The organism is Bacillus sp. MT94, from assembly GCF_058792475.1.
Window position 1 is genome coordinate 235,321 of the sequence record NZ_JBXAEZ010000002.1, and the last position, 26,875, is coordinate 262,195.

At 35.6% G+C, this 26,875-nt stretch carries 30 protein-coding genes; 5 read left to right on the top strand and 25 right to left on the bottom strand.

Translation table 11 applies throughout. The features are described from left to right. Nucleotides 1–44 precede the first annotated feature (44 nt). The 5 genes from AC1Q51_RS06795 to panE all read right to left on the bottom strand — a co-directional run bounded on the left by AC1Q51_RS06795 (nt 45) and on the right by panE (nt 6,471). Entirely contained in the window at nt 45–2,180 is a 2,136-nt protein-coding gene (locus AC1Q51_RS06795; protein ID WP_435051922.1) for a penicillin-binding protein, read from the bottom strand. A 30-nt stretch (nt 2,181–2,210) separates the two neighbouring features. Next, on the bottom strand, nt 2,211–2,573 hold the full coding sequence (ftsL, locus tag AC1Q51_RS06800) for a cell division protein FtsL (protein WP_000182804.1): 363 nt from the start codon (nt 2,571–2,573) through the stop codon (nt 2,211–2,213). 15 nt (nt 2,574–2,588) lie between these two features. Continuing rightward, nucleotides 2,589–3,521 carry a 16S rRNA (cytosine(1402)-N(4))-methyltransferase RsmH gene (gene rsmH / locus AC1Q51_RS06805; RefSeq protein WP_097924697.1) on the bottom strand — a complete coding sequence of 311 codons (933 nt, stop codon included), beginning with the start codon at nt 3,519–3,521 and terminating at the stop codon, nt 2,589–2,591. A 369-nt stretch (nt 3,522–3,890) separates the two neighbouring features. Continuing rightward, complete coding sequence (gene bshC / locus AC1Q51_RS06810; protein ID WP_069356136.1) at nt 3,891–5,507, bottom strand: bacillithiol biosynthesis cysteine-adding enzyme BshC; 1,617 nt, start codon at nt 5,505–5,507, stop codon at nt 3,891–3,893. Between the two features lie 79 nt (nt 5,508–5,586). Continuing rightward, entirely contained in the window at nt 5,587–6,471 is an 885-nt protein-coding gene (panE, locus tag AC1Q51_RS06815; protein ID WP_142316431.1) for a 2-dehydropantoate 2-reductase, read from the bottom strand. A 295-nt stretch (nt 6,472–6,766) separates the two neighbouring features. On the opposite strand from panE, the gene AC1Q51_RS06820 reads away from it, so the two are divergent. Continuing rightward, entirely contained in the window at nt 6,767–7,240 is a 474-nt protein-coding gene (locus AC1Q51_RS06820; protein WP_000506690.1) for an N-acetyltransferase, read from the top strand. A gap of 35 nt (nt 7,241–7,275) precedes the next feature. On the opposite strand, the gene AC1Q51_RS06825 is transcribed toward AC1Q51_RS06820, so the two are convergent. The 3 genes from AC1Q51_RS06825 to AC1Q51_RS06835 all read right to left on the bottom strand — a co-directional run bounded on the left by AC1Q51_RS06825 (nt 7,276) and on the right by AC1Q51_RS06835 (nt 8,648). Next, the gene (locus AC1Q51_RS06825; protein ID WP_000246469.1) at nt 7,276–7,782 is read right to left on the bottom strand and encodes an RsfA family transcriptional regulator; all 507 of its coding nucleotides are present in this window, start codon (nt 7,780–7,782) and stop codon (nt 7,276–7,278) included. A 130-nt stretch (nt 7,783–7,912) separates the two neighbouring features. Next, a complete protein-coding gene (gene rpmF / locus AC1Q51_RS06830; RefSeq protein ID WP_001984764.1) occupies nt 7,913–8,086 on the bottom strand; it encodes a 50S ribosomal protein L32 in 174 nt (57 codons plus the stop codon). A 61-nt stretch (nt 8,087–8,147) separates the two neighbouring features. Next, nucleotides 8,148–8,648, bottom strand: a complete 501-nt coding sequence (locus AC1Q51_RS06835; RefSeq protein WP_000872146.1) for a YceD family protein — start codon at nt 8,646–8,648, stop codon at nt 8,148–8,150. A 213-nt stretch (nt 8,649–8,861) separates the two neighbouring features. On the opposite strand from AC1Q51_RS06835, the gene AC1Q51_RS06840 reads away from it, so the two are divergent. Further along, nucleotides 8,862–10,043 (top strand): nucleotidyltransferase, encoded by a 1,182-nt coding sequence (locus AC1Q51_RS06840; RefSeq protein WP_065229290.1) that lies wholly within the window; start codon nt 8,862–8,864, stop codon nt 10,041–10,043. 10 nt (nt 10,044–10,053) lie between these two features. Here the strand turns inward: AC1Q51_RS06840 and AC1Q51_RS06845 are convergent, their stop codons facing one another. After that, entirely contained in the window at nt 10,054–11,091 is a 1,038-nt protein-coding gene (locus tag AC1Q51_RS06845) for a SepM family pheromone-processing serine protease (RefSeq protein ID WP_098284578.1), read from the bottom strand. Further along, on the bottom strand, nt 11,084–11,875 hold the full coding sequence (locus tag AC1Q51_RS06850) for a patatin-like phospholipase family protein (RefSeq protein WP_000662590.1): 792 nt from the start codon (nt 11,873–11,875) through the stop codon (nt 11,084–11,086). The genes AC1Q51_RS06845 and AC1Q51_RS06850 overlap by 8 nt, the downstream gene beginning before the upstream one ends. Before the next feature lie 113 nt (nt 11,876–11,988). Between AC1Q51_RS06850 and ylbJ the strand changes: the two genes are divergently transcribed. Beyond that, nucleotides 11,989–13,218 (top strand): sporulation integral membrane protein YlbJ, encoded by a 1,230-nt coding sequence (ylbJ, locus tag AC1Q51_RS06855; protein ID WP_000273089.1) that lies wholly within the window; start codon nt 11,989–11,991, stop codon nt 13,216–13,218. Here ylbJ and coaD read toward each other — a convergent pair. Together coaD and rsmD are read right to left on the bottom strand one after the other, a co-directional pair. Further along, the gene (gene coaD, locus AC1Q51_RS06860) at nt 13,210–13,701 is read right to left on the bottom strand and encodes a pantetheine-phosphate adenylyltransferase (RefSeq protein ID WP_000200601.1); all 492 of its coding nucleotides are present in this window, start codon (nt 13,699–13,701) and stop codon (nt 13,210–13,212) included. The two genes, ylbJ and coaD, sit on opposite strands and share 9 nt — an antisense overlap. After that, nucleotides 13,698–14,264 (bottom strand): 16S rRNA (guanine(966)-N(2))-methyltransferase RsmD, encoded by a 567-nt coding sequence (gene rsmD / locus AC1Q51_RS06865; protein ID WP_001266976.1) that lies wholly within the window; start codon nt 14,262–14,264, stop codon nt 13,698–13,700. The genes coaD and rsmD overlap by 4 nt, the downstream gene beginning before the upstream one ends. Before the next feature lie 498 nt (nt 14,265–14,762). On the opposite strand from rsmD, the gene AC1Q51_RS06870 reads away from it, so the two are divergent. Further along, the gene (locus AC1Q51_RS06870; RefSeq protein WP_000616017.1) at nt 14,763–15,152 is read left to right on the top strand and encodes a DUF7147 family protein; all 390 of its coding nucleotides are present in this window, start codon (nt 14,763–14,765) and stop codon (nt 15,150–15,152) included. Nucleotides 15,153–15,206: 54 nt separating this feature from the next. On the opposite strand, the gene AC1Q51_RS06875 is transcribed toward AC1Q51_RS06870, so the two are convergent. The 6 genes from AC1Q51_RS06875 to AC1Q51_RS06900 form a co-directional block, all read right to left on the bottom strand. Further along, nucleotides 15,207–15,473 carry a YlbG family protein gene (locus AC1Q51_RS06875; RefSeq protein ID WP_002082261.1) on the bottom strand — a complete coding sequence of 89 codons (267 nt, stop codon included), beginning with the start codon at nt 15,471–15,473 and terminating at the stop codon, nt 15,207–15,209. Nucleotides 15,474–15,599: 126 nt separating this feature from the next. Further along, a complete protein-coding gene (locus AC1Q51_RS06880) occupies nt 15,600–16,052 on the bottom strand; it encodes a YlbF/YmcA family competence regulator (protein WP_000634366.1) in 453 nt (150 codons plus the stop codon). A gap of 114 nt (nt 16,053–16,166) precedes the next feature. Next, nucleotides 16,167–16,739, bottom strand: a complete 573-nt coding sequence (locus AC1Q51_RS06885) for a histidine phosphatase family protein (RefSeq protein WP_053563739.1) — start codon at nt 16,737–16,739, stop codon at nt 16,167–16,169. A gap of 76 nt (nt 16,740–16,815) precedes the next feature. Continuing rightward, on the bottom strand, nt 16,816–17,061 hold the full coding sequence (locus tag AC1Q51_RS06890) for a YlbE-like family protein (RefSeq protein WP_001200990.1): 246 nt from the start codon (nt 17,059–17,061) through the stop codon (nt 16,816–16,818). Nucleotides 17,062–17,072: 11 nt separating this feature from the next. Beyond that, entirely contained in the window at nt 17,073–17,516 is a 444-nt protein-coding gene (locus tag AC1Q51_RS06895) for a YlbD family protein (RefSeq protein WP_098284576.1), read from the bottom strand. A 186-nt stretch (nt 17,517–17,702) separates the two neighbouring features. Next, entirely contained in the window at nt 17,703–18,737 is a 1,035-nt protein-coding gene (locus AC1Q51_RS06900; protein ID WP_000735387.1) for a CAP domain-containing protein, read from the bottom strand. A gap of 204 nt (nt 18,738–18,941) precedes the next feature. Between AC1Q51_RS06900 and AC1Q51_RS06905 the strand changes: the two genes are divergently transcribed. Beyond that, entirely contained in the window at nt 18,942–19,307 is a 366-nt protein-coding gene (locus tag AC1Q51_RS06905) for a YugN family protein (protein WP_001160948.1), read from the top strand. A gap of 43 nt (nt 19,308–19,350) precedes the next feature. Here the strand turns inward: AC1Q51_RS06905 and AC1Q51_RS06910 are convergent, their stop codons facing one another. From AC1Q51_RS06910 to ctaB, 7 genes are all read right to left on the bottom strand, one after another. Next, nucleotides 19,351–20,349, bottom strand: a complete 999-nt coding sequence (locus AC1Q51_RS06910) for a formamidase (RefSeq protein WP_000535799.1) — start codon at nt 20,347–20,349, stop codon at nt 19,351–19,353. A 233-nt stretch (nt 20,350–20,582) separates the two neighbouring features. Next, entirely contained in the window at nt 20,583–21,488 is a 906-nt protein-coding gene (ctaG, locus tag AC1Q51_RS06915) for a cytochrome c oxidase assembly factor CtaG (protein WP_000069031.1), read from the bottom strand. 80 nt (nt 21,489–21,568) lie between these two features. Continuing rightward, the gene (gene ctaF / locus AC1Q51_RS06920; RefSeq protein ID WP_000985703.1) at nt 21,569–21,901 is read right to left on the bottom strand and encodes a cytochrome c oxidase subunit IVB; all 333 of its coding nucleotides are present in this window, start codon (nt 21,899–21,901) and stop codon (nt 21,569–21,571) included. A 3-nt stretch (nt 21,902–21,904) separates the two neighbouring features. Then, on the bottom strand, nt 21,905–22,528 hold the full coding sequence (gene ctaE / locus AC1Q51_RS06925; protein ID WP_000557861.1) for a cytochrome c oxidase subunit III: 624 nt from the start codon (nt 22,526–22,528) through the stop codon (nt 21,905–21,907). Then, nucleotides 22,528–24,363 carry a cytochrome c oxidase subunit I gene (ctaD, locus tag AC1Q51_RS06930; protein WP_170924972.1) on the bottom strand — a complete coding sequence of 612 codons (1,836 nt, stop codon included), beginning with the start codon at nt 24,361–24,363 and terminating at the stop codon, nt 22,528–22,530. The genes ctaE and ctaD overlap by 1 nt, the downstream gene beginning before the upstream one ends. A 60-nt stretch (nt 24,364–24,423) precedes the next feature. Next, nucleotides 24,424–25,473, bottom strand: a complete 1,050-nt coding sequence (coxB, locus tag AC1Q51_RS06935) for a cytochrome c oxidase subunit II (protein ID WP_000745273.1) — start codon at nt 25,471–25,473, stop codon at nt 24,424–24,426. Nucleotides 25,474–25,566: 93 nt separating this feature from the next. Continuing rightward, nucleotides 25,567–26,490: a protoheme IX farnesyltransferase gene (gene ctaB, locus AC1Q51_RS06940; protein ID WP_001015053.1), complete on the bottom strand. Its 924-nt coding sequence runs from the start codon at nt 26,488–26,490 to the stop codon at nt 25,567–25,569. Nucleotides 26,491–26,875: the final 385 nt, after the last annotated feature.

Here is a 26,875-nt window from a genome sequence, read left to right on the forward strand (position 1 = left end):
TATATGCTTGTACTTATTTAATTAGAACTTCTTCTCTTTTACCATTACGGCTTTTCTGCTTCTTGTTGTGGTTCGAGTGGCGGTACGAGTGTGACACCTAATTCTGTACCAGGTTGTAATAATGTTCCTTCCGCCACACTTTGTTCTGTTACGTATCCTGTACCAGAAGGTTTCAAGTTAAGCTGTAATGTCTTCGCTAAATTCATAACATCACGCAGTGCCCATCCTTGTATATTTGGCATTGTAGGCTTATCTCCTACCAAGAAGACTCGGTCGCCTTTTAATGTTTGTTCAGTCGCTTTTGGTACTTGTTGCTGTACTTTCCCTTCACCTAGTACGATTGGACGAAGTTTTGCTTTATCAATCGCTTTCCCCGCTTCAGCCATCGTTTTACCAGTTACATCTGGAACAGTAGTTTGTTGTTCTTTCAGATGTTTTTTCGGATCTTTCACTTCATTTGGCTTAATCTTTAAATACTCTAAACTATTTTTTGTTACATATTTAAAAATATCAGCTAAAGGTTGTGCGCCGTTCTCATCATCTTTTAATTTCGGCTGTTTAACAGCTACATACACAACAAGTTGTGGATCGTCCATTGGTGCCATACCTAAGAATGAGAATATATAATTCTGTCTTCCTGTCATATAGCCGCCTTTTCCATCCGGAATTTGCGCTGTACCTGTTTTACCACCAACTGAATATCCATCAATTTTATAAGCTGTCCCTGTACCTTTCGGAGATGTAACAACACGTTCTAATAACTGTCTTACTTGCGCTGCTGTTTCCTTTGTAACAGGTTTTCCTACTTCTTCTGGCTTATGTTCTAATTTTACTTTGTCTGTTATTGGATCTACAATTTTATCAATTGCATAAGGTTTCATCATTTTCCCATCATTTGCAATGGCCGTTGCAGCTTGTACAAGCTGAATTGGTGTTACAGTGGAACCTTGTCCAAAAGCTGTTGTCACTTGTTGTATTTGCTGATCAAATAAAATTGTATTCGATCCTTCACCTGATAAATCAATGTTCGTTTTTTCATCTAATCCAAAACTATGAATATATTTTCGGAAACGTTCTGGACCAAGTTTTTGATCTCCTAAAATTGCAAACGCTACGTTTGAAGAACGCTCTACCCCTTCATCAAACGTGATAGAGCCCCAACCAGCACCACCGTTATGATCTTTTATTTTCCTATTTCCGACTTGATATGTCCCGGACTGATAATAATCTTGCCCTTTGTACACACCTTCATTAATAGCTGCCGCTAACGTGAAAATTTTCATTGTTGATCCCGGTTCAAATGCATTGGCAATTGCGTCATTATAAAAATATTTATTATTCTCTATGTTCGGATCATAACTAGGTTTACTAGACATTGCTAATATTTTCCCCGTTTTCGGATCCGCCACAATTCCAATTAAACTTTCCGGCTCATAATGTTGACTCGCCGATTTCATCGCGTCTTCTAAATAACTTTGAATACGTTGATCCATTGTCAAATATACATTATCTCCATTTTTAGGTGCCTTCACATTCACTTTCCCACCGTCAAGAGATACCCCCCTACGATCACCTGTATAAGCTACCTCTCCATTTGAAGCTCCTAAATATTTATCCAAACTTTTTTCTAATCCAAATTGACCTACTGCAATTCCATCTTCATTCGGTTTCGCATGCCCTATAACATAAGATGCGAAATCACCATTTGGATAAACTCTCGCATTTTCGGTAATAAAAGAAACCCCTGGCAATTTCAATGCTTCTATTTGTTCTTTCTTTTCTTTCGTCAAGCCCTTACCTATCTTCCCAAATTCCACTTGACTTTTATCTTTATTTAACGTGGCTAAAATATCCTCTTCGCCTTTTCCAAGTACTCCTGCAATTTTCTTTGCAGTATCTTCTTTATTCTCAACTGAGTTAGCACCTTTTAGTGCAGCTACCATTTTGTAAGAGTTTGCGTCTTGCGCTAACACATGACCGTTTTGATCATAAATGGTTCCTCGGTTCGCTTCAAGAACTCCTGTTTTACTATGCTTTTGTTTAGCAAGTGCATCTAAATCCTGATTATGAACTGTTCCTGTTGATTGTATGTAAAAAAATCGGGCTAATAACAGCAAAAAGAGCAGGAGGAAAAATATCATAAAATAACCTGCTCCCTTATTGGTATGAAATTTAGTCATATTCTTCATCGTTCCTTCACACCTATTGCCTTATTTGAGGCCTTTCACATTATTCGCATTAATTTCTAGCCCATGTTTTTTTGCAACTTCAGCGATTCGTTCATAGCGACTTAACTTCTCTACTTCAGCTTGTAATTCTTGATTTTCTTTTTGCTGCTGTACAATTTTTTCTTCTATCGTCGCTGCTTCTACATTAACTTGATAAAGGCCTGCTTTATTTCCAATAAACGCGACACAGGCATACAATAAAAAGCCAATAAACGCTACATACAACAGTTTTTCGATTCTTGTAATTTTCGCTTTAACCTTCGGCTTAGCCATCTGCTGTGGGGGCGTTTGAATTTGCACCTCTTCTTGCGCTTGTTGTTTGTACTTTACAGCTAAATTAGTCATACCTCTCTCTCCCTTTTATCGTTTTTCAGCGATTCTCAACTTCGCAGAACGCGCACGATTATTTTCTTCTAACTCTATATCAGAAGGTAAAATCGGTTTTCTTGTAATAAGCTTTAATTTCGGCTTAAATTCTTCAGGAATAATCGGTAATCCTGGCGGCAATTGTGGCGTTGTACTATTTCGCTTAAACGTTGTTTTACAAATACGATCTTCTAATGAATGGAATGTTATAACACTAACCCTTCCACCTGGCTTAACCACCTCAATAGCAGATTCCAATGCTTCTTCAAATACTTTTAATTCATCATTTACAGCTATACGAATTGCCTGAAACACTCGCTTAGCAGGATGCCCACCCGTTCTACGAGCAGGAGCCGGAATACCTTCTTTAATTAGCTCTACTAATTCTCCTGTCGTTTCAATAGCTTTATTCTCACGATAAGCTTCAATTTTTCTTGCAATTTGTTTTGAAAATTTCTCTTCACCGTATTGGAAGAAAATCCTTACAAGTTGTTCATATGACCAGCTATTTACAACATCATACGCTGTTAATGGGGCATCTTGATCCATCCGCATATCTAGCGGTGCATCATGATGATAACTAAAGCCTCGTTCTGGTGTATCTAATTGTGGGGATGAAACACCTAAATCAAATAAAATACCGTCTACTTCTGTTATACCTATTTCTTGCAGTTTTTCAGCTAAATAACGGAAGTTACTCTTTACTGTTATAAACTGTTCACCGTATGAAGAGAACTTTTCTTTCGCGTTTTGAATCGCTATCTCATCTTGATCAAACGCTATTAATTTTCCACCTTCAGTTAATTGGGATAATAAATAAGAACTATGTCCTCCTCCCCCCAGTGTACAATCTACATATGTACCATCTGGCTTTATATCTAAGCCGTCTACTGTTTCCTTTAAAAGCACTGTTACGTGTTTAAACATTGTTGCACCTACTCTTTTTCCAATTAATTATGTTGAATGTATCCCTTCCTCTAAGCACATATTTCACGCTTAGAGAATGAAATAATACGAAAGAACGACTCATTTAACTTACCAACAAAGGCAACATACTATACAAATCGCTATTTTCTTTTATTATATACTAAATTTTATCATCTTTTGCGGGAATTTAAATAAAAAACTGTCGAAAAAGCGAATAATACGTTTACATTTTGTGCTATTTTGTCATATATTTAAGTATCCAACACAATTACCATATCCAACATTTTTTTGATTGATAATTCAGAAAAAAATCACTTCACAGTAAATTCAACGGAATAAAAATAAAATCCTGCTCCAAAGAGCAAGATTTTATAGTTTTATAACATGATGTTTTCCGTCCCAAGAAAAAGGGTTTTCCATTACACGATCAACGAAATCCAAACCAAACTGATTTAAATAATAACATACATTCCACACACGTTCTTGCGGCGCACCTAATGGACGAAGTGCGAATTGTATACGGCGGAATTTATTTAGCTGAACCTCATACTTTTTCTCAACATTTCTTTTCAACATTCTTTCCAGCAGTTCAATTTGTTCATTAATTTTCAATTCGTTTTTCCCTGCAAACGCACCTAATCCTGGCTCTATTTTCTTTACAAATTGCTGTAAAGATATATGAATATCAGCAATTTCTTTTTTCGCCTTTTCAAAATGATCATCAATCGGTTCCTCTACTCGATTAGACAACCAGTTTTCACGCAGTTTATCGACATCATTTAAAAACGGATCACTTTCTCTCAATTGCAGATCGAATAAATCTGTCGCTATATCTCTCTCCACATAAGTAATTGTAAGACGAGGAACGACAGGTGGCATTTGAAAACCGACAGTATGGAATACTTGTTGTAATTCACTCCAATAAGCTAATTCCCCTGGCCCTCCAATAAATGCGAGCGTAGGAAATACATACTCTTGCATAAGAGGACGCGTTACAACATTATTACTAAAACGTGCCGGATTTCTCTCCATTTCTTCAATCAACTCTTCATATGAAAAGGAATGCGCCCCATCCTTTCCAACAAACTTACCTTGATGCTCTTCAAGCAATACTCGTTCATTATCTATTTCCATGAATATATGCACTGCATGAGACTTCGTTTCAATAATCGGTTTGTATCCTAGTTCTTTAATTACTTCCTGCTGATTACGAAGCCCCTCTTGCACCTCTTTATACTTACCTATAATTCGCTTAAAAAATGGAATTTCTAACTTTCTTAATTCAGGATGATGTGAATCAACAAGGATTAAACCAGAATTAGCAAAGATTTTCGTAATAAGATGAGCAAAGAAATCTACATACGTATTCGATTTTTTCAAAGCATCATCAACAAATTTTAATACATCCTTTGTAAAATTTGTTTCTGGGTATGTTTTAAAAATCTCTTCAATCCAACTTCTACAATCTTCAACAGAAAGTTCAGACTCAGAAGCACTCGCCTTTTTCGGATTACGATCATAAAAAATAGTTTTTTTCATCTTTTTATTTTTTGCTACAAAAGTATGGTTAATCTCATCCATATCATGATCTTCACCCGCAATCCAGAAGACAGGGACAACTTTAACTCCTAAACTTTCTTCCTTTTCCTTTGCAAGCTGTAAAATTGAAATAACTTTATGAATTGTATAAAGCGGTCCAGTTAATAACCCCGCTTGTTGTCCAGCTATAACAACATATGTATTTTCATCTCCAAGCGCTTTTACATTTTGAAGTGTAGATTCTCCCGCTTGTAATTTTGTATTATATTCTAATAAATGCGCTACTAAATCTTGGCGGAAAAACTCCCTTTCACGCAAATCATGTAAACGTTGTTTAAAAGCATCTTCTGTTAACATATAATCAAAACATGACTGTATCTCTTTTTTACCGTTCATATAGTCCGCTACAACACCTTGTTGCGGAACAGAGATTTCTTTTATCTCCATATAATTCTTCCTTTCGTATCCAGTTCTCTCACCAATCCACATTGTAGTCAATGTTTCACTTAAAAGCAAAGAATAACACTTATACTCTTGTTTCTAACCCCTTTATTGCATCGAACAAAAATTGAAGTGTCGGAACTGGTCGTTGCTGTTTCTTAGCCTCTTCTAATACATACCCAACAATCGCATTAATTTCCGTCTGTCTATTCGCTCTTACATCCGCTAACATAGAGGATGTATTACGAGACGTTCCTTCACACACATTTCGTACCATTTGCCATACCATTTCTTTTTCTCCTCTAATAAGAAATGCGACCTCCTGAAACACTTGCTCCATCATTTGATAAAAAAAACGATTCTTGATTAATTCACCATTCTTTACTCCCAATAACGCTGTCAACGGATTGATACATACATTTACTACTAATTTTTTGCGCATAATCTCTTCCCAATCTGTTTCTATTTGAACTGGAAAATAAGCAACAGGAAAAGAATGAAATATTTTTTTAAAATGTATAGATTGGCCACAAACCACTCCAAATCTCGTTACACCTACTCCAGTATGATGAACGATGTGCCCTCCCTCTTTTTTCGCACCATGTTCTACAATACCAACAGCTATATTTTCACTCCCTATTTGCAGCATCTTTGGGAGATGCGACATTCCGTTTTGCAAAAAGATTAATGATGATGCACCTTCCACAAACGGTAGTATGTCATCTATATGATATTGCTTCACAGCAATAAATATATAATCTAAATTTTGCGCTACCATACTTTCTATCGGTAAAACAGGCGGATATACTGTTTCCCATCTTCCATCTCTAATACAAGTTACACCTGTTTCATTTAATTCTTCAGCCTGCTTAGCTGTTCTTGTAAACAACGTAACATCTTGGTTACTTTTTTGTAAATAAAATGTATACAATAGACCAATAGCACCTGGTCCGACAATTCCAATTTTCATTTTCACACAAGGGATTCACATTAAGTGCCCTTGCCTCCCCCCTTTTTCATATCTTTTTAAAGTACATGAGCACGCCCTATAATTTCGTTGTCCTCTGCCAAACAAATACACTCTCATTTTTCACTATGTATATACTGCCTATTAATACACTTATACTCTTAGTTTAGCAAATCCTCAAAAAAATAATAAAAGAAATATACTATCTTCTTCATAAAAATAAAAAAATGAGTTATACTATTATTATAAATATTTTTACTTTTCTGCATTCAACGAGATAAGAAAAGGATGTGATGTAATGGGATTCCCAAAAGTTGAGCGCTTGCTCATCAATTATAAAACGTTAGATGAATTCAAAAAATTTAAAGGGTGCGGAGCCCAGGAACTATCTATGCTGGAAGAATTGCAAGCAAACATTATTGAAAACGACAGTGAATCTCCATTTTACGGTATTTATTATGGCGGATCACTAATCGCACGTATGAGTCTATATATGAAAAGAAACGGCGGAGAACCATTCGAAATTACAGGTCCTTACCTAGAACTTTATAAACTTGAAGTATTACCAACTTTTCAAAAACAAGGATTCGGACAAATGCTTGTAAATCATGCGAAACAACTGCAATTTCCTATTAAAACGATAGCGCGTATTCATTCAGCTGGTTTTTGGGATAAATTAAATTTCAGCCCCGTATCAGTAACTGATGGAGATTTTTATATTTGGCATCCAGAAACAAATTTGAATGCGGTTACAAATGAAGAATCGGCTTAAGAAATAAAAAAAACAGCTGTATAACAGCTGTTTTTTTATTTCTTAAGCTTCTCTAACTTCTCAGTCGAGCGAGCATTGTTTCTTTCCGCTACCATTACACTTCTTTTTTGATCGATATAATCAAGCAATGTTCTATACTCTTCCTCATATACTGATAATCGCTCCAGAAGACGCTCTCTTTCTGTTTGTAATGATTCAACTTGTTGTTGCAACACCGTTAAAGAGTTTTCATCTTTATAATTTTGCAAGAAATCAATAACATCATTCAACGTAATTGACGTAGGTTCTAACACTTTTGTCTCTTTCACTTCATAATTTTCTACTTTACGAAGTTGCTTCGCTTCCTCAATACGTTCTTTATATTGCTTTCTTACGTAAGAATTCCATCTAAATCCACATGCTGCTGGTGTACGAGATAAATTTTTCCCCACTTCCTTAAAGGCAGAAAGTTGTGTTCCACCTTCTCGAATATGCCGGAGTACTACTTCTGCCAGAAGCAAATCTTCATCATCAGTCCAAGCATCTTGTCTTGTTGTCGCCATTTCTCTAGTCCTCCCTATGCATTTTTTATTAAGCATATGCAGTTACTAGAAAAGATAGAATACAACAACTAAAGATTAAGACAAAAAAAAATAAACGCAGAAGATATCTTCTGCGTTTATTTTCCTGCAATTACTTGCTGATTACTTCTTTACCTTTGTAAGTACCGCATGCTTTACATACACGGTGAGCTAATTTCGCTTCACCACAGCTTGGGCACTCTACCATACCAGGTACTGATAATTTGAAATGCGTACGACGCTTTCTTTTTACTGTTTTAGAAGTTCTTCTAAAAGGTACAGCCATTCTTCCCACCTCCTTAAAAGAAATAGTTATTTTCATATGAAGGCCTGAACCAGTCTTCCGATTATTTGTCAAAAAACTTTGCAAGTCCTGCCAATCTTGGATCAACAGTCTTTTCTTTGTCTTCTTCCGAAATCACTTGCCAGTCTTGACCTTGCGTCGGTGCTCCACCAGAAACATCATCACTGAAAATTTGCATTGGAATCTCCAAAAGTATATTTTCCTTGATTACGGGCAGTAAGTCAAGTACTTCTCCTTCTAAACAATGAATTTCAGCTTCAGTTTCAAATTCTTCTTGTGAAGTTTGGAACACCTCAGTTGTTTTAATGTCAAATGGTAATGTCACATCTACTAAAGAACGAGAACATGGTAAAACCATGCTTCCAGTTATATGTAGATGAAACGTAAACTTACCGGAGCCAAAATCAACTCTTCCCGTTACATGAACAGGATTAATTTCACGAATATCTTTCTCGACCTCTTTTAGCTCACTTACATCTACCATCTCATCCAATGTCAATCCTTTATTTCTCAATTTATTCAATTGATGGATGGACCATTTCATATCATATCACCTCAAGGCAACAAACAAAATTATAGCTAGCCATTTTATATTTGTCAATGTTTTTTCTTTACACTATAATGAAGTCATCATAGTAAATAATATATAGAGTATCACGTTTTTCAAAAAGATGCTACATCGAAAGGAGAGATTACCATAAAAGCTGGTGGTATTGTTGTTGAATATAACCCTTTTCATAACGGTCACCTTTATCATGTGCAACAGACAAAAAAGTTAACACAATCCGATATAATAATTGCCGTTATGAGTGGTCCTTTTTTACAGCGTGGTGAGCCCGCACTCATTTCCAAATGGTATCGCACTAAAATGGCCTTAGCAAACGGCGTAGACCTTGTTGTAGAGCTTCCATACGTCTTTGCAACACAAAAGGCTGAAACCTTCGCAAATGGTGCTATTTCCATTTTAAATGCCCTACATGTTTCTGAAATTTGTTTCGGTAGTGAGGATGGACAAATCGAAAATTTTTATAATACCATCTCCGTACAAAAAAACGAAGAAGAGACTTTTAACTACCTTGTAAAACAATTCATGGACGCTGGCAATAGTTATGCAAAAGCAACATCGGATGCTTTTTCACACATTTTAACATCCGAAAAAAACATAGATATGTCACAACCAAATAATATTTTAGGCTTCCAATACATTAAAGCAATTCTGTCACAAAATAGCTCTATACAAGCTCAAACTATAAAAAGATTCGCCTCTCATTATCATGATGAAACATTTAATGACCAACATATTGCAAGCGCGACAAGCATTCGGAAACAACTCTTTAGCGAAGAAGGATCATTTACAACAATTGAACCTTTTCTCCCACAGGCAACCACTTCGCTTTTAGCAAATTACAAACAAAACTACGGGATATTACATAATTGGGAACAATACTTTTCATTTTTTAAATATAAACTCATGACAATGTCTTCAGGAGACTTACGACATATATATGAAATAGAAGAAGGTTTAGAGCATCGTATTTTATCAAAAATACAAAACAGTTCCTCCTTCTATTCATTCATGGAAGCATTAAAAACAAAACGTTATACATGGACTAGACTACAAAGAGCTTGTACACACATTTTAACAAACACAACAAAAGAGGAAATACGTAGTGCAAATATAGAACAACATGCACCATATATCCGCCTGCTAGGCATGTCACAAAAAGGACAAACTTATCTTTCAAAAAACAAGAAAAAAATCGAACTTCCAATCCTTACTCATACAAAAACATTTGACCATGCTGCTTTAGATATAGAGAAAAAAGCAAACTCTGTATATTTCTCCATCATGCACGAACCGTTACGCACGCAACTATTAAAACAGGATATAACACACCATCCTATTCGCTATGATGAAACAACTACAAAATTCCTATAAAAAAACCTCTCTATTTCAGAGAGGTTTTTTCCTTATCCATCTTTTCTAAATATATTAACGCATCATCCAGCGTATCCACTGGTACAATTTTCATTTTTGTTTTAATGTCCTTTGCAGTCTCAAGTGCATCTTTATAGTTCGATTTCTCCGCTCCTTTTTCATTTGGCGCAAAGAACACCTCAGCCCCAGCATCGCTAGCAGCCACCACTTTTTGATTTATACCACCAATCGGGCCAACTTCTCCTTTTTCATTAATTGTACCTGTTCCAGCTATTTCATGTCCTTTTGTTAAGTCTTCTTCCACAAGTTGATTATATATTTCTAATGTGAACATTAAACCTGCGGATGGTCCACCAATTTCATGAGAATTAATTTTCACTTTCGGATCGACCACTAATTCTCTTTCCGTAACGATAGAAACACCTATACCGACACGTCCATTCCCATTAGGAATCTTCTTTACATTTAAATTTTCTTTCAATTGTTTTCCATTTCTCATGTACTCAATACTTACAGCATCGCTTTCTTTTTTCCCAGTCATATATTCAATAAATTGCTCCGTCTTTTCAAATGTTTTTCCATCAACAGCTATAATAACATCACCAAGCTTAAGCTTTCCTTCTGACGGCATTCCTTTTGCCACACCAGCAACTAATACACCTTTATTTTCAAAAGAAACGGAGCGATTTGCACGTTTATATGCATTATAAATTGCTGCATTTTGTGAATCTTTCATCGCATAATTTTGGCGAAATTGATATTCTTCATTACTCTCACCTTTTTGCAATATTTCTTCCGCTTTTGAAATATGTGTATATTTATTAAACTGTGCCGCTATTAAATTCACCACATTTGCTGGTCCCATTGAAACCGTAACAAGCATAAAATCACCAGATTCTTTCGTTCCACCCTCAACTTGAACGTAAGGCTCTAATTTGGCAGCCATTCCTGGTTTTGTTACATAATACGGTAAACGCACGTAAACAAGTAACATCGCCAATATAACCCCTATTAAGATTGCATATATAAACCGAAAACGCTTAAACATTATGTTTCTCCTTCCACTGCTCAATTAATAAATAAATATTTGAAACATGTTTTTCCGCTTCTACTTCTCCAACTCGAATAATGTCTTCAATGTTTGTAAAAGCACGTGAACTAAATTGCTCTACAGCTGGTCGCATCATTAAATCCGATGCAATTTGCCGATTCATTACAAGCTCATGCTGCATAATTTCTATACTTTGCATGATTACGTCATAAATGGACGTAACATCGCCATTCACCTTAATTGGAGACACATCCACAGCGATAACAATATCGGCCCCTAATTCTTTCACAACCGATACTGGGATACGATCAATAACCCCACCATCCACTAATAATCGTCCATCTATTTTTTCTGGTACAAACACTCCAGGAACAGATATGCTAGCCCTCACCGCATCTGCAACTGGTCCACTTGTAAAAACCACTTTTTCCCCCTTCAATATGTCAGTAGCCACAACAGCCGTCGGGATATCTAACTCTTCTAAATTTTTATTATATGTAAACATTTTAATCATATCTTTGACACGTTTTCCAGCAATAAATCCCATTTTCGGTACCGTGAAATCTAAATAATACTTCCGCTTGAAAACAGATGCCAATTTATACAATCTTTCAACGTTACTACTTGCCGCATAAAACGTACCTATTAGCGCCCCCATACTACTTCCTGCAATCATATGAATAGGGATACCAGCTTCCCTTAAAACCTTTATTACACCAATATGAGCAAACCCTTTCGCTCCTCCAGACCCAAGTGCTAAACCAATCTTTGGTTCTTTCATTTTTCTCACCCTTTAATTTTTTTCATTCCTTTTTCATACTTATGGTCTAAATTCACTACGTATCCACGTATACTGAAATGAACGTTTTTTGGGACAAAGGGGGATTTACTTACATGTATGAAAAATGGAAAACCGCTTTCCTTACCATATCAACGCTTTTTTTAACCTTTTCTCTTGTACTCCACCCCCAAGCCGCTTTACAAGCTTCTATTCGCGGGTTAAATATATGGTGGGAAGTTGTATTCCCTTCACTACTACCGTTTTTCATCATTGCGGAACTTCTAATTAGTATCGGTGTTGTAAAATTTATTGGCGTTATATTAGAACCACTCATGCGCCCACTTTTTCGCGTTCCAGGGATAGGTGGATTCGTTTGGGCAATGGGAATGGCTTCAGGTTTCCCTGCAGGCGCCAAACTAAGCGCTAGACTACGAAAAAGCAACCTTTTAACTCAGATTGAAGCGGAGCGCCTCGTTTCTTTCACAAATTCTTCTAATCCACTTTTTATTTTCGGTGCTGTGTCTATCGGTTTTTTTAATAATCCAAAATTAGGGATTATATTAGCGGCTGCCCATTATTTAAGTAACTTTGCTGTCGGATTAATTATGCGTTTTTACGGCCATAATACCGCTTACAAAAATAATACACACACTACAAAAAAACGCCGCTTTCAAAACCCTTTTTTAATTCTTCACGAGACACGCTTACAAGAAAAAAGACCAATCGGTAAATTACTTGGGGATGCTATCGTTTCTTCTATTCAAACATTACTTATGATTGGCGGATTTATTATTTTATTCTCTGTGTTAAATAAAATGATTACTGTATTCCACATTACAGCAGCTCTTTCTTTTATTATGCAACATATTTTATCATTCTTCCAACTAAGTACAGATTTTAGTATACCTATATTATCAGGTGTTTTCGAAATGACACTCGGAAGCCAAATGATTAGTCAAATAAATGAAACACCCCTCTTACAACAAGCTATGGTAACAAGCTTCATTTTAGCATTTAGCGGTCTTTCTATTCAGGCACAAGTTGCTAGCATATTAGCTGAAACAGACATCCGATTTAAACCCTATTTTTTCGCACGAATTATTCAAAGTATTCTTGCCCCTATTTTTACATTTATATTTTGGACACCATTTTATGAGAAAGTAAGTTCTTTCTCACCTATGCAAAAAGATATTCCTGTATTTTTATCCAAGCATCCTTCTATACTACATGAAATTTGGACATCTTTTATACATTACGGACCAATTTTTACATTATTTTGTCTATATTTATATGTTATTTTATTATTTTTTCGCACGTATAAAGAAAAACCCCGTTCACTTTAACGGGGTTTGAAACTTTTCTTTTAAAGCACGCTCTACAATAGGAGGCACAAGATCTACTACACTTCCTCCATACCTCGCAACTTCTTTCACAATACTCGAGCTTAAAAATGAATATTGGTTGTTTGTCATAATAAAAAATGTTTCAATATTTTCATCTAATTTTCGATTCATAGAAGTAATTTGCATCTCATATTCAAAATCAGAAACTGCTCGTAAACCACGTAATATTGCATTTGCATTACGCATTTTTGCATACTCTACTAACAGCCCACTATGCGAATCTACTTTTACATTCGGGATATCCTTTGTCGCTTCTCGAATTAGTTCTAATCGCTCTTCAACTGAAAAGAATGGTTTTTTAGATGAATTGTTTAAAACGACTACGTACACCTCATCAAATACTTTTGCTCCCCTTTTAATAATATCCAGATGCCCAAGGGTAATTGGATCAAAACTTCCTGAAGAAATAGCTATACTTGTCATTCTGTCCCCTCACCTTCATACTTATAAATCGATATTGCAGTAATCCCATAATTCTCAGCTCGTACTTTTACAAGCTTTCCTATTGAATCAGGTAAAACCACATCATTACCATGCTCTGCCATAATTAATCCATCACTATGTAGCAATCCATGTTGATCCATTACACTAATTAAAGATACAATTTTTTGCTCTTTATATGGTGGGTCTATTAATATAAGATCGAATGACATTTCACGTTTTATAAGCGCCTTTACTGCACGTTCCGCATCATTTCGATATACTTCAGCTTGTTCCTGTATTCTACAACTTTCTAAATTTTGATGAATTACTTTTATCGCTTTACTATCCCTATCAACAAAAATCGCTTTATCGATCCCTCTGCTCAAAGCCTCAATTCCAAGGCCACCACTACCACCAAATAAATCAAGGGCGATACCACCATCAAAATAAGGACCTATCATATTAAAAATAGATTCTTTTACTTTATCTGTCGTTGGACGTGTTGTATTACCAGGAACCGCTTTAAGTGGGTGTCCTTTACATTTTCCTGAAACTACTCTCATCTGTTGTCACTACCTTTATTTCAATCTATCGAGCGATTATAGAAAGCCATTCCCACTTCGGTAACCGTTAACAAATTACATTCACCAAAATATTAGAAAACTCAGCATCAAATAACCACTCATTATTTTTATGTATTCATCTCATCATTCACTAATATGAATCCAATATGTATATTAGTTCCACTTTATCTTTTTTATCCTATCACAAAATAAAAAAAAGAAAAATAAAAAGCCTGACATAAAATTTAATTTCATTATGTATATCTTCATTTAGATTGGACATAAATAATTATAACAACATCACCTTCGATGTTGTTGCCAACCGCGGAGAAGACTTACGTTTCCCCATAAGTTCTTCCTCCGGTTTCTCCTCTCCCTTTGCCTTCTTACTAGTACATGCTAGTATAAGAAGGGCCCTGCTATGCAGGGTTTTTTTTCTTTGTGTGCTTTTCATTTAAAAAGTGAAATGGTACAGTAAAAGAAAGAGGAGGAAAAAATATGATTCAACGCTTTATAGAACTCGGAGAAGGCTACTCTGATTTATATGAATTACTTGAAATTGCCAAAACAAATCAAGAACGTATAGCACATATGTTACAATTTGAAACGATAAAAAACGATAAAAAAGTGTGTTCGCTTGTTGTAATATTAAAACCAACTACTACTGGTGATTTCCAACCATTATACATATGTCGTGAAGGCATTCCTGTATTTGAAAATAAAAAAAGTAAACGTGTCATTTTATTTGAAGAAACGGCAGAGCAACTCGGAAAAAAAGTGGCTACTTTTACTGTAAAGCCATCTACAACTTTCCCAGAAAAAGAACTATTTTTTAATCATTTAATTGGTATTTTACGAATGAACAATTTCATTCCTCCGATGAAATAACACTTTATTTCAATTAAAAAATCCCCCGCTAAATTTAGCAGGGGATTTTTTCTATTAGCTATAATCGTATTCTTTTGCTCGATCAGGACGGGAATTTTCAAATTCCGTTTTTAAATACGGGCGATACGACTGTTCTATCTTTTTCACAAAAGGAAGTTTGTTCAATTTATGCATCATATGCTCAATTTGTTCCATGTCACAATATACTACAGCATATTTTAATCGTTTTGATATGTAATGTATGTTACCATATTTCCTTAAAATCTTGGCATGTTTCAATGAATGTAAATAAACAATCATACTTTGTCGTTGCCCGAACATAATCTTCTCCATCTTCTCCTTTTAAAAACATATATTTTATATTCTATGAAAACCAATCAGAAATTTATAACATTACAGGACAAACTCTGTATACGTTTCCTTCCAACTTCTAAAAAACGGGGTACATCACCCCGTTTTTTTACAACCACAACCTCCGCCAGTACCACAACCTCCACCACAGCCACCAGCATCAAAGAATGGATTCCCTGTTGGCACTTTAATGGAAGAAGACACTTCCGAACCGATTGCTACACTAACTTCATCTAATAACTTCTGCAAAGCAGTTTCTGCTCTTTTAAAAGCTGCAACCTTATCATGTAAGTCCACAGAACGCTTTAATTCTCTCATTTTCATTGATACGGTAGTGTAGTCAGGATGGTATTTTCCAAAACGCTGTACTTCCTCATACCGTTCTTTCATCGCTGTAAATTGCTGAATTAACGTCTGAAGTTCCATATCTTCATGTAATTCTCTATAATACTTACGATAATCTTCTGCTATATCTGAACAGATAATCGCTTTTGCAAGCTGCTCTGCCTTATCTAATATTAATACGCTTTCTAGCGTCGCTACAATCATGAGAGACACCTCCGAGTATCCATCATACCACATTTAGATTAGAACTACTAATTGAAGTGACTTACTCAAAAGAAAGATATAATGAAACTATTTTCACACTATATCCGTACACACTTATACAGTAATATGTTCCGCTATATTATATTTAAGAACATCCCATTTCCCACTATTTTGTTTCACATAACTAATACACGCATTTTTTAATGGTGTCTTAAATGTAATTTCATCTGGTTCAATGGCATGTAAAATTGCTTTTATCGCGTGTGAGTGAGCAACAATAATAATACGTTTGCCAAAATGAGTTGTTGCAACATCTTCTAAAGCAGCAAAGCAACGAGCTACAATCTCTTCATCTTGCTCCATACCTTCTACTTTACCCTCAGCAATCAACTCTCTAACAGTCGCAACTGGCTTCCCTGAAGCTTCTCCAAAATTCCGTTCAACAAATCGATCATCTAATAAAATCGATTGTAATCCAGCCGCCTTTGCGATTTCATTAGCCGTTTCTTGCGCTCTAATTAACGGGCTACTTATAATGATATCCCACGTTTCTTCTTGTAAAGCAGCTGCACTTTGACTCGCTTGCTTCTTACCAACTTCATTAAGCGGAATATCTTCTCGCCCCTGAATAATTTCTTGAAAATTCCAATCAGTTTGTCCATGTCGTACTAAACAAATTTCCGTCATGCTGCAACTCCTTTTTAAATAATCAATCTCTATTGTAACAAAAGTTCTGCATGACGGACATATTTTTCACTTGTAATTAGGTTGCATTTTGTTGCTTCATATACTGAAACATATCAATCATGATCGAAGCAACAGCCAATTGATTTTGAAATTTTTCCACTTTATCTGGTATTGTTTTTTTGAAATGTTGCATCGCCGCTAACTCAAAAGCCTCTTTTTCTTCAGGATTTCGTGTTAATTTTCTATACCAGTACGGTTGCTCTCTAATATAGCGAGATAAATCCTCATCAGCCTTTATAAACTCCATAATTTCTGCTCTCATCATCTTTCCCCCTAATCCTTTTGAAAGAAAAACGGGTTATTTTCTGAAGTACTTTGTTCTTGCTGCGTACGGTTACCTTGAAATTGCTGAATAACTTGTTGCACGCTCCCAATAGCACTCGTCACATTAGCTAAATGGTTCTGCATTTGTTCCACGTCCAACTTTTTAAAAAAAGAAAGCATTTGCCCCATCACATCAGCAGTTTTTTCCTCTTCAGTTCGATTATCTTTTTCTTTTTCTTTTTCATTTTCTTTTACCGAAGAAAACGCAGGCGCTCCATCCGGTCTATAAGTTGCCCATATTGGATCTTCTTCACCCAGTAAGTACCATTCTTCATAAAATTGTTGCCAAGTTTTGTGACCACTTCTAACCTCATGAACCATTTTAGGGTGATGGTTTACAAATTCTTTAAACTGTTGAACCGATGGATGTAACGGCCCTTTTGTTGTTGGCATAATCCTCACCTCTCCATGTATATCTACTATATAGTAAGAAAAAAAAGGCGCATGGTTCGCCTATTTTTAGACGATTCATGCACCTTTTTTTCTGCTATTTGCATACGGTCAGATTCCCACCTACAATTCAGTGAATACGAAGTAACTAATTAGGTGATGTAACACCCCACCGCTTACAGTTTCGCTTTATTTTCGAATAAAGTTTTGTGTATAAAATTTATCGTATACACCAACACCTAATCCTGTAAATTGTTCATTTAATAAATTCTTTCTATGCCCCTCACTATTTAACCAACCTTGCACTGCCGCAATTCCATCACTATGTTGCGCCGCTATGTTCTCACCAGCAAGTTGAAATCCTACTTTCCCGCGCTGCAAACGATCTCCTAGCGTACCTAATGTAGGTGAGTCATGAGAAAAATAATTATTGTCTTTCATATCTTTACTGTGACCAACAGCAACATCTGCCGTTTCCTGATCCCATGTTAATAATGGTAATTTATGACGACTTCGAATGATATTTGTTAAATCAAAAATTTGTTGCATATTCCCATTTTCTACTTGTTTTATCTTTTCTGGAGTCAATGGTTGTTCTGCTATTAATTCACCTGAATAAACGAGCTGATATGGTCTTTGGCGTAATAAAGTTTCATCATCCATATAACGAACACCCACAAGCTCATGTGTAAATTGATCAAAATACAATTGCGCCCATCCATCTTCTACAGGTATTAACGGTTGTTCCATGACTTCGGTATCAGATAGTTCAAATTGATAACTATTTTTCCCTCTTTTTAATGAAATTTCATGCGAAAGCGGACTTTTTTTATATACTTCTTCATATTTTTCATTTATATAATAAGGTGGAACCTTAACTTGTTCACCAGCAGCGTACGCCGTTATAACTTTACGTTCAGAAACTCCGAATTGAACATACTGAGTTAAATCCTGATTGTATACCCACCATTCATATCCGTATGCAGATGGCTCTATTCGAGAGGGTTCTCCCCACTTCGCTAATAAATTTTCAGAGTCTTCACCAATCATATTTAAAACAGTGTCTGAGGAGTCTTCCTTAATTTGCTTTTTCTTTTTCACAATTTTATTTTCTTGCTTTGATTGAGATGGGGTTAATATATATTGTGAAACGAGTAATTTCCCGTATAAATCAACAGCTAAAATTAAAATTGTAATCATTACGATACGCAATAATTTCTTCAAACGATATACCTCCTGAACAAAACATAAAATTGAGATATACACAAATCCTTTTCTTTCTTTTTGTGTGTACCGTACTCTTTTCACTATATCATATTTTTGTGAAAAAAGTCTGGATTATCCCTTTTCTCTCAATTTGAATTGCACTTTCTTATTATTCATACTATTATAAAAATAATGGTGTAACATAAAAAAAGGAGGTATTATATGCAATTTACAAATACGAAATTTAATGGAGCCGTCGTTGAATTAACTCTTTTAACTGAAATCATGGAAAACAACCACTTCGTACTTGCTGGACAGTGGGATTATGAACGGGTTACATACGATTATAAATTTGAAATATTAAAGGATGTTTATTATTTGCGAGTGCAAGGCGTCGCTGTTGAAGGTGACATTGGCAGTAGACACGCTGAAGTAAAACTACTCCCTCCCTTATTAGGAAAACATTATTATCCTCACGGCGTTGAATATGGCGATGATGAGACTTTCCCAACGAATGTACTTCAAAAAAGTGAACAACTCCTACAAAATGTCGAAAAAGAGTTAAAAGAACTTCAAATTATTGATTAACAAAAACAAGCGCATCAATATGATGCGCTTGTTTTTTCCCTCCCTAAGAATGAATCGTTTTTTTTACTGGATATCCATAAATAGATCCATCTTTTACTTTAATCTCATCTTCCCAAGGAACCTTATATTTACCTTCAGCTAAATCTTTTACAAACGTATATGGATTTTCTTTCACCCCACCAGGAGTTGCTACATATCCTCTTGAACCTAGATTATATATATTATTTTCTAATCCCCATCCTAATCTAGCCTGGTCTGCTAGTTCTGGATATACTTCAGCAGTAACAATCTCCCAAGGATTTCGATGCCCCTGTACTAAAGTAGTCCCATCAAAATTACATACTTGTCCTTCACCAAAGTAATAAAATACACCATCATAACCCGCTAAGTTTACCGACAATGTATACATTAAATTCTGCCATGCATTTGAACGATTGGTTAGCATCCATTGTTCACTAACTTGTGTGCTATACCCAGAAATACGAATCAAGACATTTGCACCTTTATAGGCCGCTTCACGAGCTACTTCAGGGAACATGCCATCATGACAAATACAAACAGCTAATTTACTTCCTCCAGGTCCATCACAAACAGGTAAGCCTAAATCTCCAGCTTTCCAAGGCTCGACTGGCACCCAAGGATTTAGCTTACGATACTTCAAAATCATTTCACCTTGTGGATCAATAATAACTGCTGTATTATATGGCTCTCCACCATCAGGTTTTTTTTCCATTATTGAAAAAACACCATATACTTTAGATTCCTTACATGCCTCAGCAAATAAGTCTGTTTCTGGCCCAGGCACTGTACATAAAAATTCTTCTGTAGTCCATTTTTTTGTATTGAGCCCTTGTGTACTATATTCAGGAAATACTATCAATTCTAATCCAGGGTAACCTGATTTGGTCGAATGAATTGTTTTTATGATTTGTTGAATTTGTTTATCAATGTCTGCACGTGACTCTACTACTGGTACTGGATATTGAATTAGCGCTGTCAAAAAACCACTAATCGGCTTTACCATACTTCCACTACTACCCATTTAAATTCCCCCTTAAAATAGTTCGTGTTTATTAAAGATAACAATATATATTTGTAACTCTCTAAAAAACTTGCACTACATATGGAATTATTACACATGAAAGCTAGTAGTAAATTTTATATCCACTTTTAGTACACGCCTACACTAACTTAACATAAATAATTAGAAAATTCAATCTTTAATAAGAAGCTAAAACTAAGTAAAAAAAGTGTATGGAATCCCATACACCTTTTTTACTTAGTTTGTAAATACGGCGGCAATTGTTGCAACTGCTCCTTATCCTTTTCACGTTCTCTACGTGCCCATCTAAAGAATACATAGCCTATAATTGTACCGTACACTATTTCCTGGACAATTTTCATTATGATACCACCAGTTTGCTGGTCTTGTACTACTGGCATCCAGTGCAAAAATTCCGGTCCCGTTATATTTAAATCTGATAAAGTGCCCGCTGGTACACATAGTTCCATCGCTTTCATCCAAGCAGCCGGATCCGTATACGTTGCAAATAACGGGGCTGTCGCAAAAATTATTAACGCACAAGCTGGCGTTAATAATATACCATTAGCAAACATGTAACCAAGTTTCTTTATATCACTTAACGTTTGATATTCTGGTAATGGATTTAACATCGGCCACCACATCATGATTGCTGTAAAAAACAATATAGCGAGACAAATAGGATGAGCAATTTGACTTTGTTTTACCGTATCAAAAACAACTGGTAAATGATAAAAAGAAAACAGGCCGTTAAATACAAACAACGCAATAAGTGGTTTAGCAAATACCTTTAATATAATTTGAACGAACTTAAAAGAAGTAATGTAACGATATAACCAAGTTGGTATACCAAGCAACAGTAACGGTGGAACTGCAATATACATGACTGCCATTTCAAACATATGAGCACTAAATATAATATGGCCAATTAAATCAATAGGCCCTCCCTTTACAAAATACAAAAGAACAATACCAGTCGTAAAATAAAAAATTTGCTTCTTACTTACCTTCGTCGCATTTTCAAATCGCATTCTATAAGGTCCAATAATTAAGAAGTACCCAATAAGAATCGAAAGCATAAATAATAAAAAAATTGGACTCCATAAAGCCTGAAAACCAAATATCCACAAGTTACTCATTTTCACACCTACCTTCGTAAGGTTATCCCATAATATGAAGAGGGAGCTGTGACAACACAAGCTCCCTTATATTTCACTTTTCAAATCCACACAATTGTCATAAAAGCTAAAATTGTAATTAACCCTATTAGCAGGCCAGAGTAAAGAAAGAAACTTGCTGCTTCATGTCCTTTATGGCTCATATGCATAAAATAATACAATTGAAAAATTACTTGTACCACTGCTAATAGTAAAATAAATGGCACAGAGAAAGTCGGACTAAAAGTTTTTGGATACGCCACTGCTACAAATGCAACTAATGTTAAAAAAATCATTAATGCAAACGTAATAACTTGATGCTTCATTTCCTCCGCACTTTTTCTCTTCCGATAAACAAGATCAACTTTAGGATTATTTGTTTGCTTTATCGCCATTGTTTATCCCACCATTCCCATTAAATATACTACAGTGAAAATAAACACCCAAACTACGTCAATAAAGTGCCAATAAATTGATGCAACATAAAACTTCGGTGCATTGTATAAATTTAGACCTCTCTTCGCATTTCTAAAGATTAATGTTAAAATCCAACACAACCCAAACAATACGTGGAGTCCATGTGTACCAACAAGAGCATAAAATGCAGAGCCAAACGCACTACTTCTCATAGTATGCTTAAATTCATGTGTATAATGATAAAACTCATATATCTCAAACCCTAAAAATCCTAAACCTAGCAATACAGTTACTAGTAACCAAAGTTGCATTTTCTTAAAGTTAAAGTTTTTCATGTGATACATCGCATATACACTTGTTAAGCTACTCGTTAATAAAAGCATCGTCATAATGAAAACGAGTGGCATTTGGAACATTTCTTGAGATGTTGGTCCACCATTTGTAGAATTCTTTAATGCTAAATATGTTCCGAATAAGGAAGCGAACAACACTGTTTCGCCTCCAAGAAATAACCAAAAACCGACAAACTTATTTTTCCCTTCAAGGGTTGCTTTTTCAGGCTCTGCTGGAAATGTTTCATTCGTTAATTTTTCATCTACATGCATTATGCCTTGCCCCCCTTATCATCTAAATCTTCCTTATGAATATGGTATCCATGATCATCGATTACTGAACGTAGGAACATTGCGCCAAATGTAATGATTAAACCAATAATTGCTACTAATAACCAGAACTTATCTTTTCCGCCCTGCATATACATTGCACCAAATGCCGCTATAAACAATCCGAAAGAAATGACAAATGGTGAAAACGAAGGATTTGGCATATGAATATCACCAATTGGTTCCGCTGCTGTCATCTCTTTATTACCTTCACGTTTTTCAATCCAAAACGGATCTAATCCGCGAACAAATGGTAGTTGTTTAAAGTTATATTCTGGTGTCGGTGCTGGCATCGTCCATTCTAATGTACGTGCATCCCACGGATCACGACCAGCTTTTTCTTTTGATACTGTCGTTTTAATTACATTGAATAGAAGAACAATCGTCCCAAGAGCCATAAACACCGCTCCGATAGAACTAATCATATTCCCCATTTCCAACCCTTGCCCTTCAAGATATGTGTAGTAACGGCGCGGCATACCAATCAAGCCAAGGAAATGCTGAATAAAGAACGTTAAATGGAAACCGATAAAGAATAGCCAAAACGTTATCTTTCCTAATGTTTCATTTAATACTTTATTAAACATCAGTGGCCAATAATAATGAGCTCCTGCAAGTAAACCAAATACAACACCGCCAACGATTACATAATGAAAATGTGCTACTACGAAATAATTATCATGAAATTGATAATCAGCTGGTGCAGATGCTAGCATAACCCCTGTAACTCCACCCATGACGAATGATGGAATGAAAGCTACTGCCCACATCATCGGTGTCGTAAAACGAATATTTCCGCCCCACATTGTAAAGAGCCAGTTGAATATTTTGATACCAGTCGGAACCGCAATCGCCATTGTTGCAACTGAGAAAATAGCATTAGCAACTGGACCAAGTCCAACAGTAAACATATGATGCGCCCATACCATAAATCCTAAAAATCCAATTAATACAGTCGCAAACACCATCGATGAATAACCAAACAATCGTTTTTTCGAAAATGTCGCGAAGATTTCTGAGAATATTCCGAAAGCTGGGAGTATAAGAATGTATACTTCTGGATGACCGAAAATCCAGAATAAATGCTCCCATATAATTGTATTCCCACCCAATGCTGGATTAAAGAAACTTGTTCCAAATAAACGATCTAACATTAAAAGTCCTAATCCTACAGTTAACGGTGGAAAAGCGAATAATATAAGCGAAGATGTTACAAATGTCGTCCATGTAAACATCGGCATACGCATATACGTCATTCCTGGCGCACGCATATTAATAATGGTGACAAGGAAGTTAATCCCTCCAATTAATGTACCAATACCTGAGATTTGCAAACCGAGTACATAGAAATCAACACCATGACCTTTAGAGGCTAAAGCTAAAGATGCATAAGATGTCCATCCTGCATCAGGTGCTCCACCTAAAAACCAACTTAAATTTAAAAATACTCCACCAAAGAAAAATAACCAAAATCCGAGTGAATTCAAAAACGGGAACGCTACATCACGTGCACCAATTTGAAGTGGTACAGCGGCGTTCATAAATGCAAACACGAGTGGCATAGCTGCGAGGAAAATCATTGTTGTACCGTGCATCGTCAATACTTGATTATAAGCATCCCCAACAAGAAAAGCGTTGTTAGGAATCGCTAATTGAAGGCGAATAAATAGAGCTTCTATTCCGCCTATTACAAAAAACAATCCACCTGCAATTAAATAGAGAATGGCAATCTTTTTATGGTCTACTGTCGTTAAATAATCCCATATGACAGCACCCATCCCCTGTTTTTTTGCTACAGAACTCACGTTTTCAACCTCCCCTTCGCGAATAATCCCTCTTTACTTTTCAACTTTTAACGTTTGTAAGTATGCATTTAATGCATCAATTTGATCATCCGTTAAGTTGCCATATTTGCCAGTCATTTTGTTTCCTGGCTTCATATTTTCAGGATCTTTCAGCCATTTTTTTAAGTTTTCTTCATTGTTTTCGGCAATACCGGCAACCATATCGCGATCCGCAAAGTTTGCTAAGTTTGGTGCGATACGAGCGGAAGGTGGTCTACTATCATTAGATCCAACTGCGTGACAACCAATACAGCTTTTATTAAATATTTCTTGGCCCTCTTGCGCCTTTGTTGAAGCTACTTCTTTCTTCCCATCAATCTTCTTCATATCAGCAAGCCAATTTTTGTACTCGCTTTCATCTAAAGCTTTCACTTTAAATTGCATTAAAGAATGTGATGGGCCGCAAAATTCTGTACAAAAACCATTATAAGTGCCCGATTTATCTGCCTTTAACCACATTTTGTTCACATTGTCTGTATTTGTATCCATTTTCCCAGCTAAAGATGGAACCCAAAATGAGTGTTTAATATCGGCACCCTTCAAATTTAAATACACTTTCTTACCTGTGGGGATGACTAAATCTTGCGAAGTTACTATCTTTTCTGATTTATAAGAAAATTCCCACCAATAAAGATTCGCTGTTACATCAACAACGATAGTATCTTTATCAATATTCTTTTTCTCCATCGCACTTACATCAGCAAGTTTGAATGTATATGTAACCGTTGGAACAGCTAAGATTAGTAAAAGAATAATCGGAATAACTGTCCATATAATTTCTAGCTTGTGATTTCCTTCAACTTGCTCTGGAATATAATCTTCCTGACCTTTCTTTTGTCGGAAACGCACAATTACATACAAGAAAATAATAGTAACTACTAGTACTACTCCTACCATGATTGCACTTGCCAGTAGAAGTAAATCATATTGCATTTTTGCTACTTCTCCTTGCGGAATTAAAGTAGATTGAAAGGCTTTACCGCATCCCCCTAACAGTAAAGCCAGCAGTGAAACGAACGAAAGCAGTCGCCACTGTTTCTTCATACAAACAACCCCCACTTTCCTTGTGAATTAGATTGTACTTTATAGTTAAGTAAAGTAAATCTCAACGTAAAGAAATCCAATTATGTCGTTGTCTTAGAAGAATGTAACTACAATCATTGATACAAATAAGATTGTTAAATAATTTAGGGAATAAACAAACATTTGCACAGACCATTTTATGTCATCTTTCTTACGGAATCCATAAAATCCTAAAGCGATCCATCCGATGTTAAGCAGTGTTGCAATTACCATAAATGTTATCCCTAGTCCACTCATATAAAATGGTAGTGGTAATAAACATACTGTCCAAATCATAATTTGGCGTTTCGTAATTTCAAATCCATGAACTACAGGAAGCATTGGAATTCCTGCATTTCGATATTCATCAACACGTTTCATCGCTAATGCAAGGAAATGTGGGATTTGCCAAATAAACATAATTAAAAATAACATCCAAGCAATTGGATGACCTAAAGATGGATCGATTGCTGCCCATCCAATTAAAGGTGGAACTGCACCAGATATACTACCTACAACAGTATTTAGTGTATACTTTCTCTTTGTCCATAAACTATATAGAACAACATATGTGAAAGCACCAATAAATCCCATTAAGACTGCCATTGGTGTTGTTAATAATAAAAATACAAAACCAAGAAGTAATATGACTAGTCCAAATGTAAGTGCAAATCCTGGTTTATATTTTCCAGTAACCGTTGGACGGGTCTTTGTTCTTTCCATTAATGGATCGATGTCTCGATCAATGTAGTTGTTTAAGCAACATACCCCTGCCATAACTAATCCAGAACCAACGATTGTAAAGAATAACTTATCCAGATTGTCCATTACACTTAATCCATTAAAGTGTAATGCCAACCAAAATCCTGTAAATACAGTAAGTGTATTTGAGTTTACAATCCCCATTTTAACGAGTGCTTTTAAATCTTGTATCCGAGTTGTTTCCGGTACACTTGTAACAGCGGACTCATCATGCAGCTCACTTGTTGCATGGTTCATCACTCTAACCCCCTCTTAAAACTTTCATCTTTCTTTTTGCGCCTATTTCAAATGAAATAATTCGCTTCTATATAACAATATTATTACAGTAGAAACATTGTTAACCCATTCTACTACTAATCTACGCCCATACTCCAATATATTAAATCATATTTCCCGAACATTTTGTGAAGAAAACATGAACTTTTTGTGTCGAATATAAAAAACTTCATTCTGACTTGTCCTTATCATAACATGATGTTACCTTCTATAATAAACTATTTTATCCTATTTAACACGTATTCTCCCCATTTCTTTTCAAAATAGCCTATTTTTCACCTAATTTTTTCCTTAGGAACCCTGTTTTTACACCTATTTTCTCCCCCTTTCCTTTCCCCTCCATTTC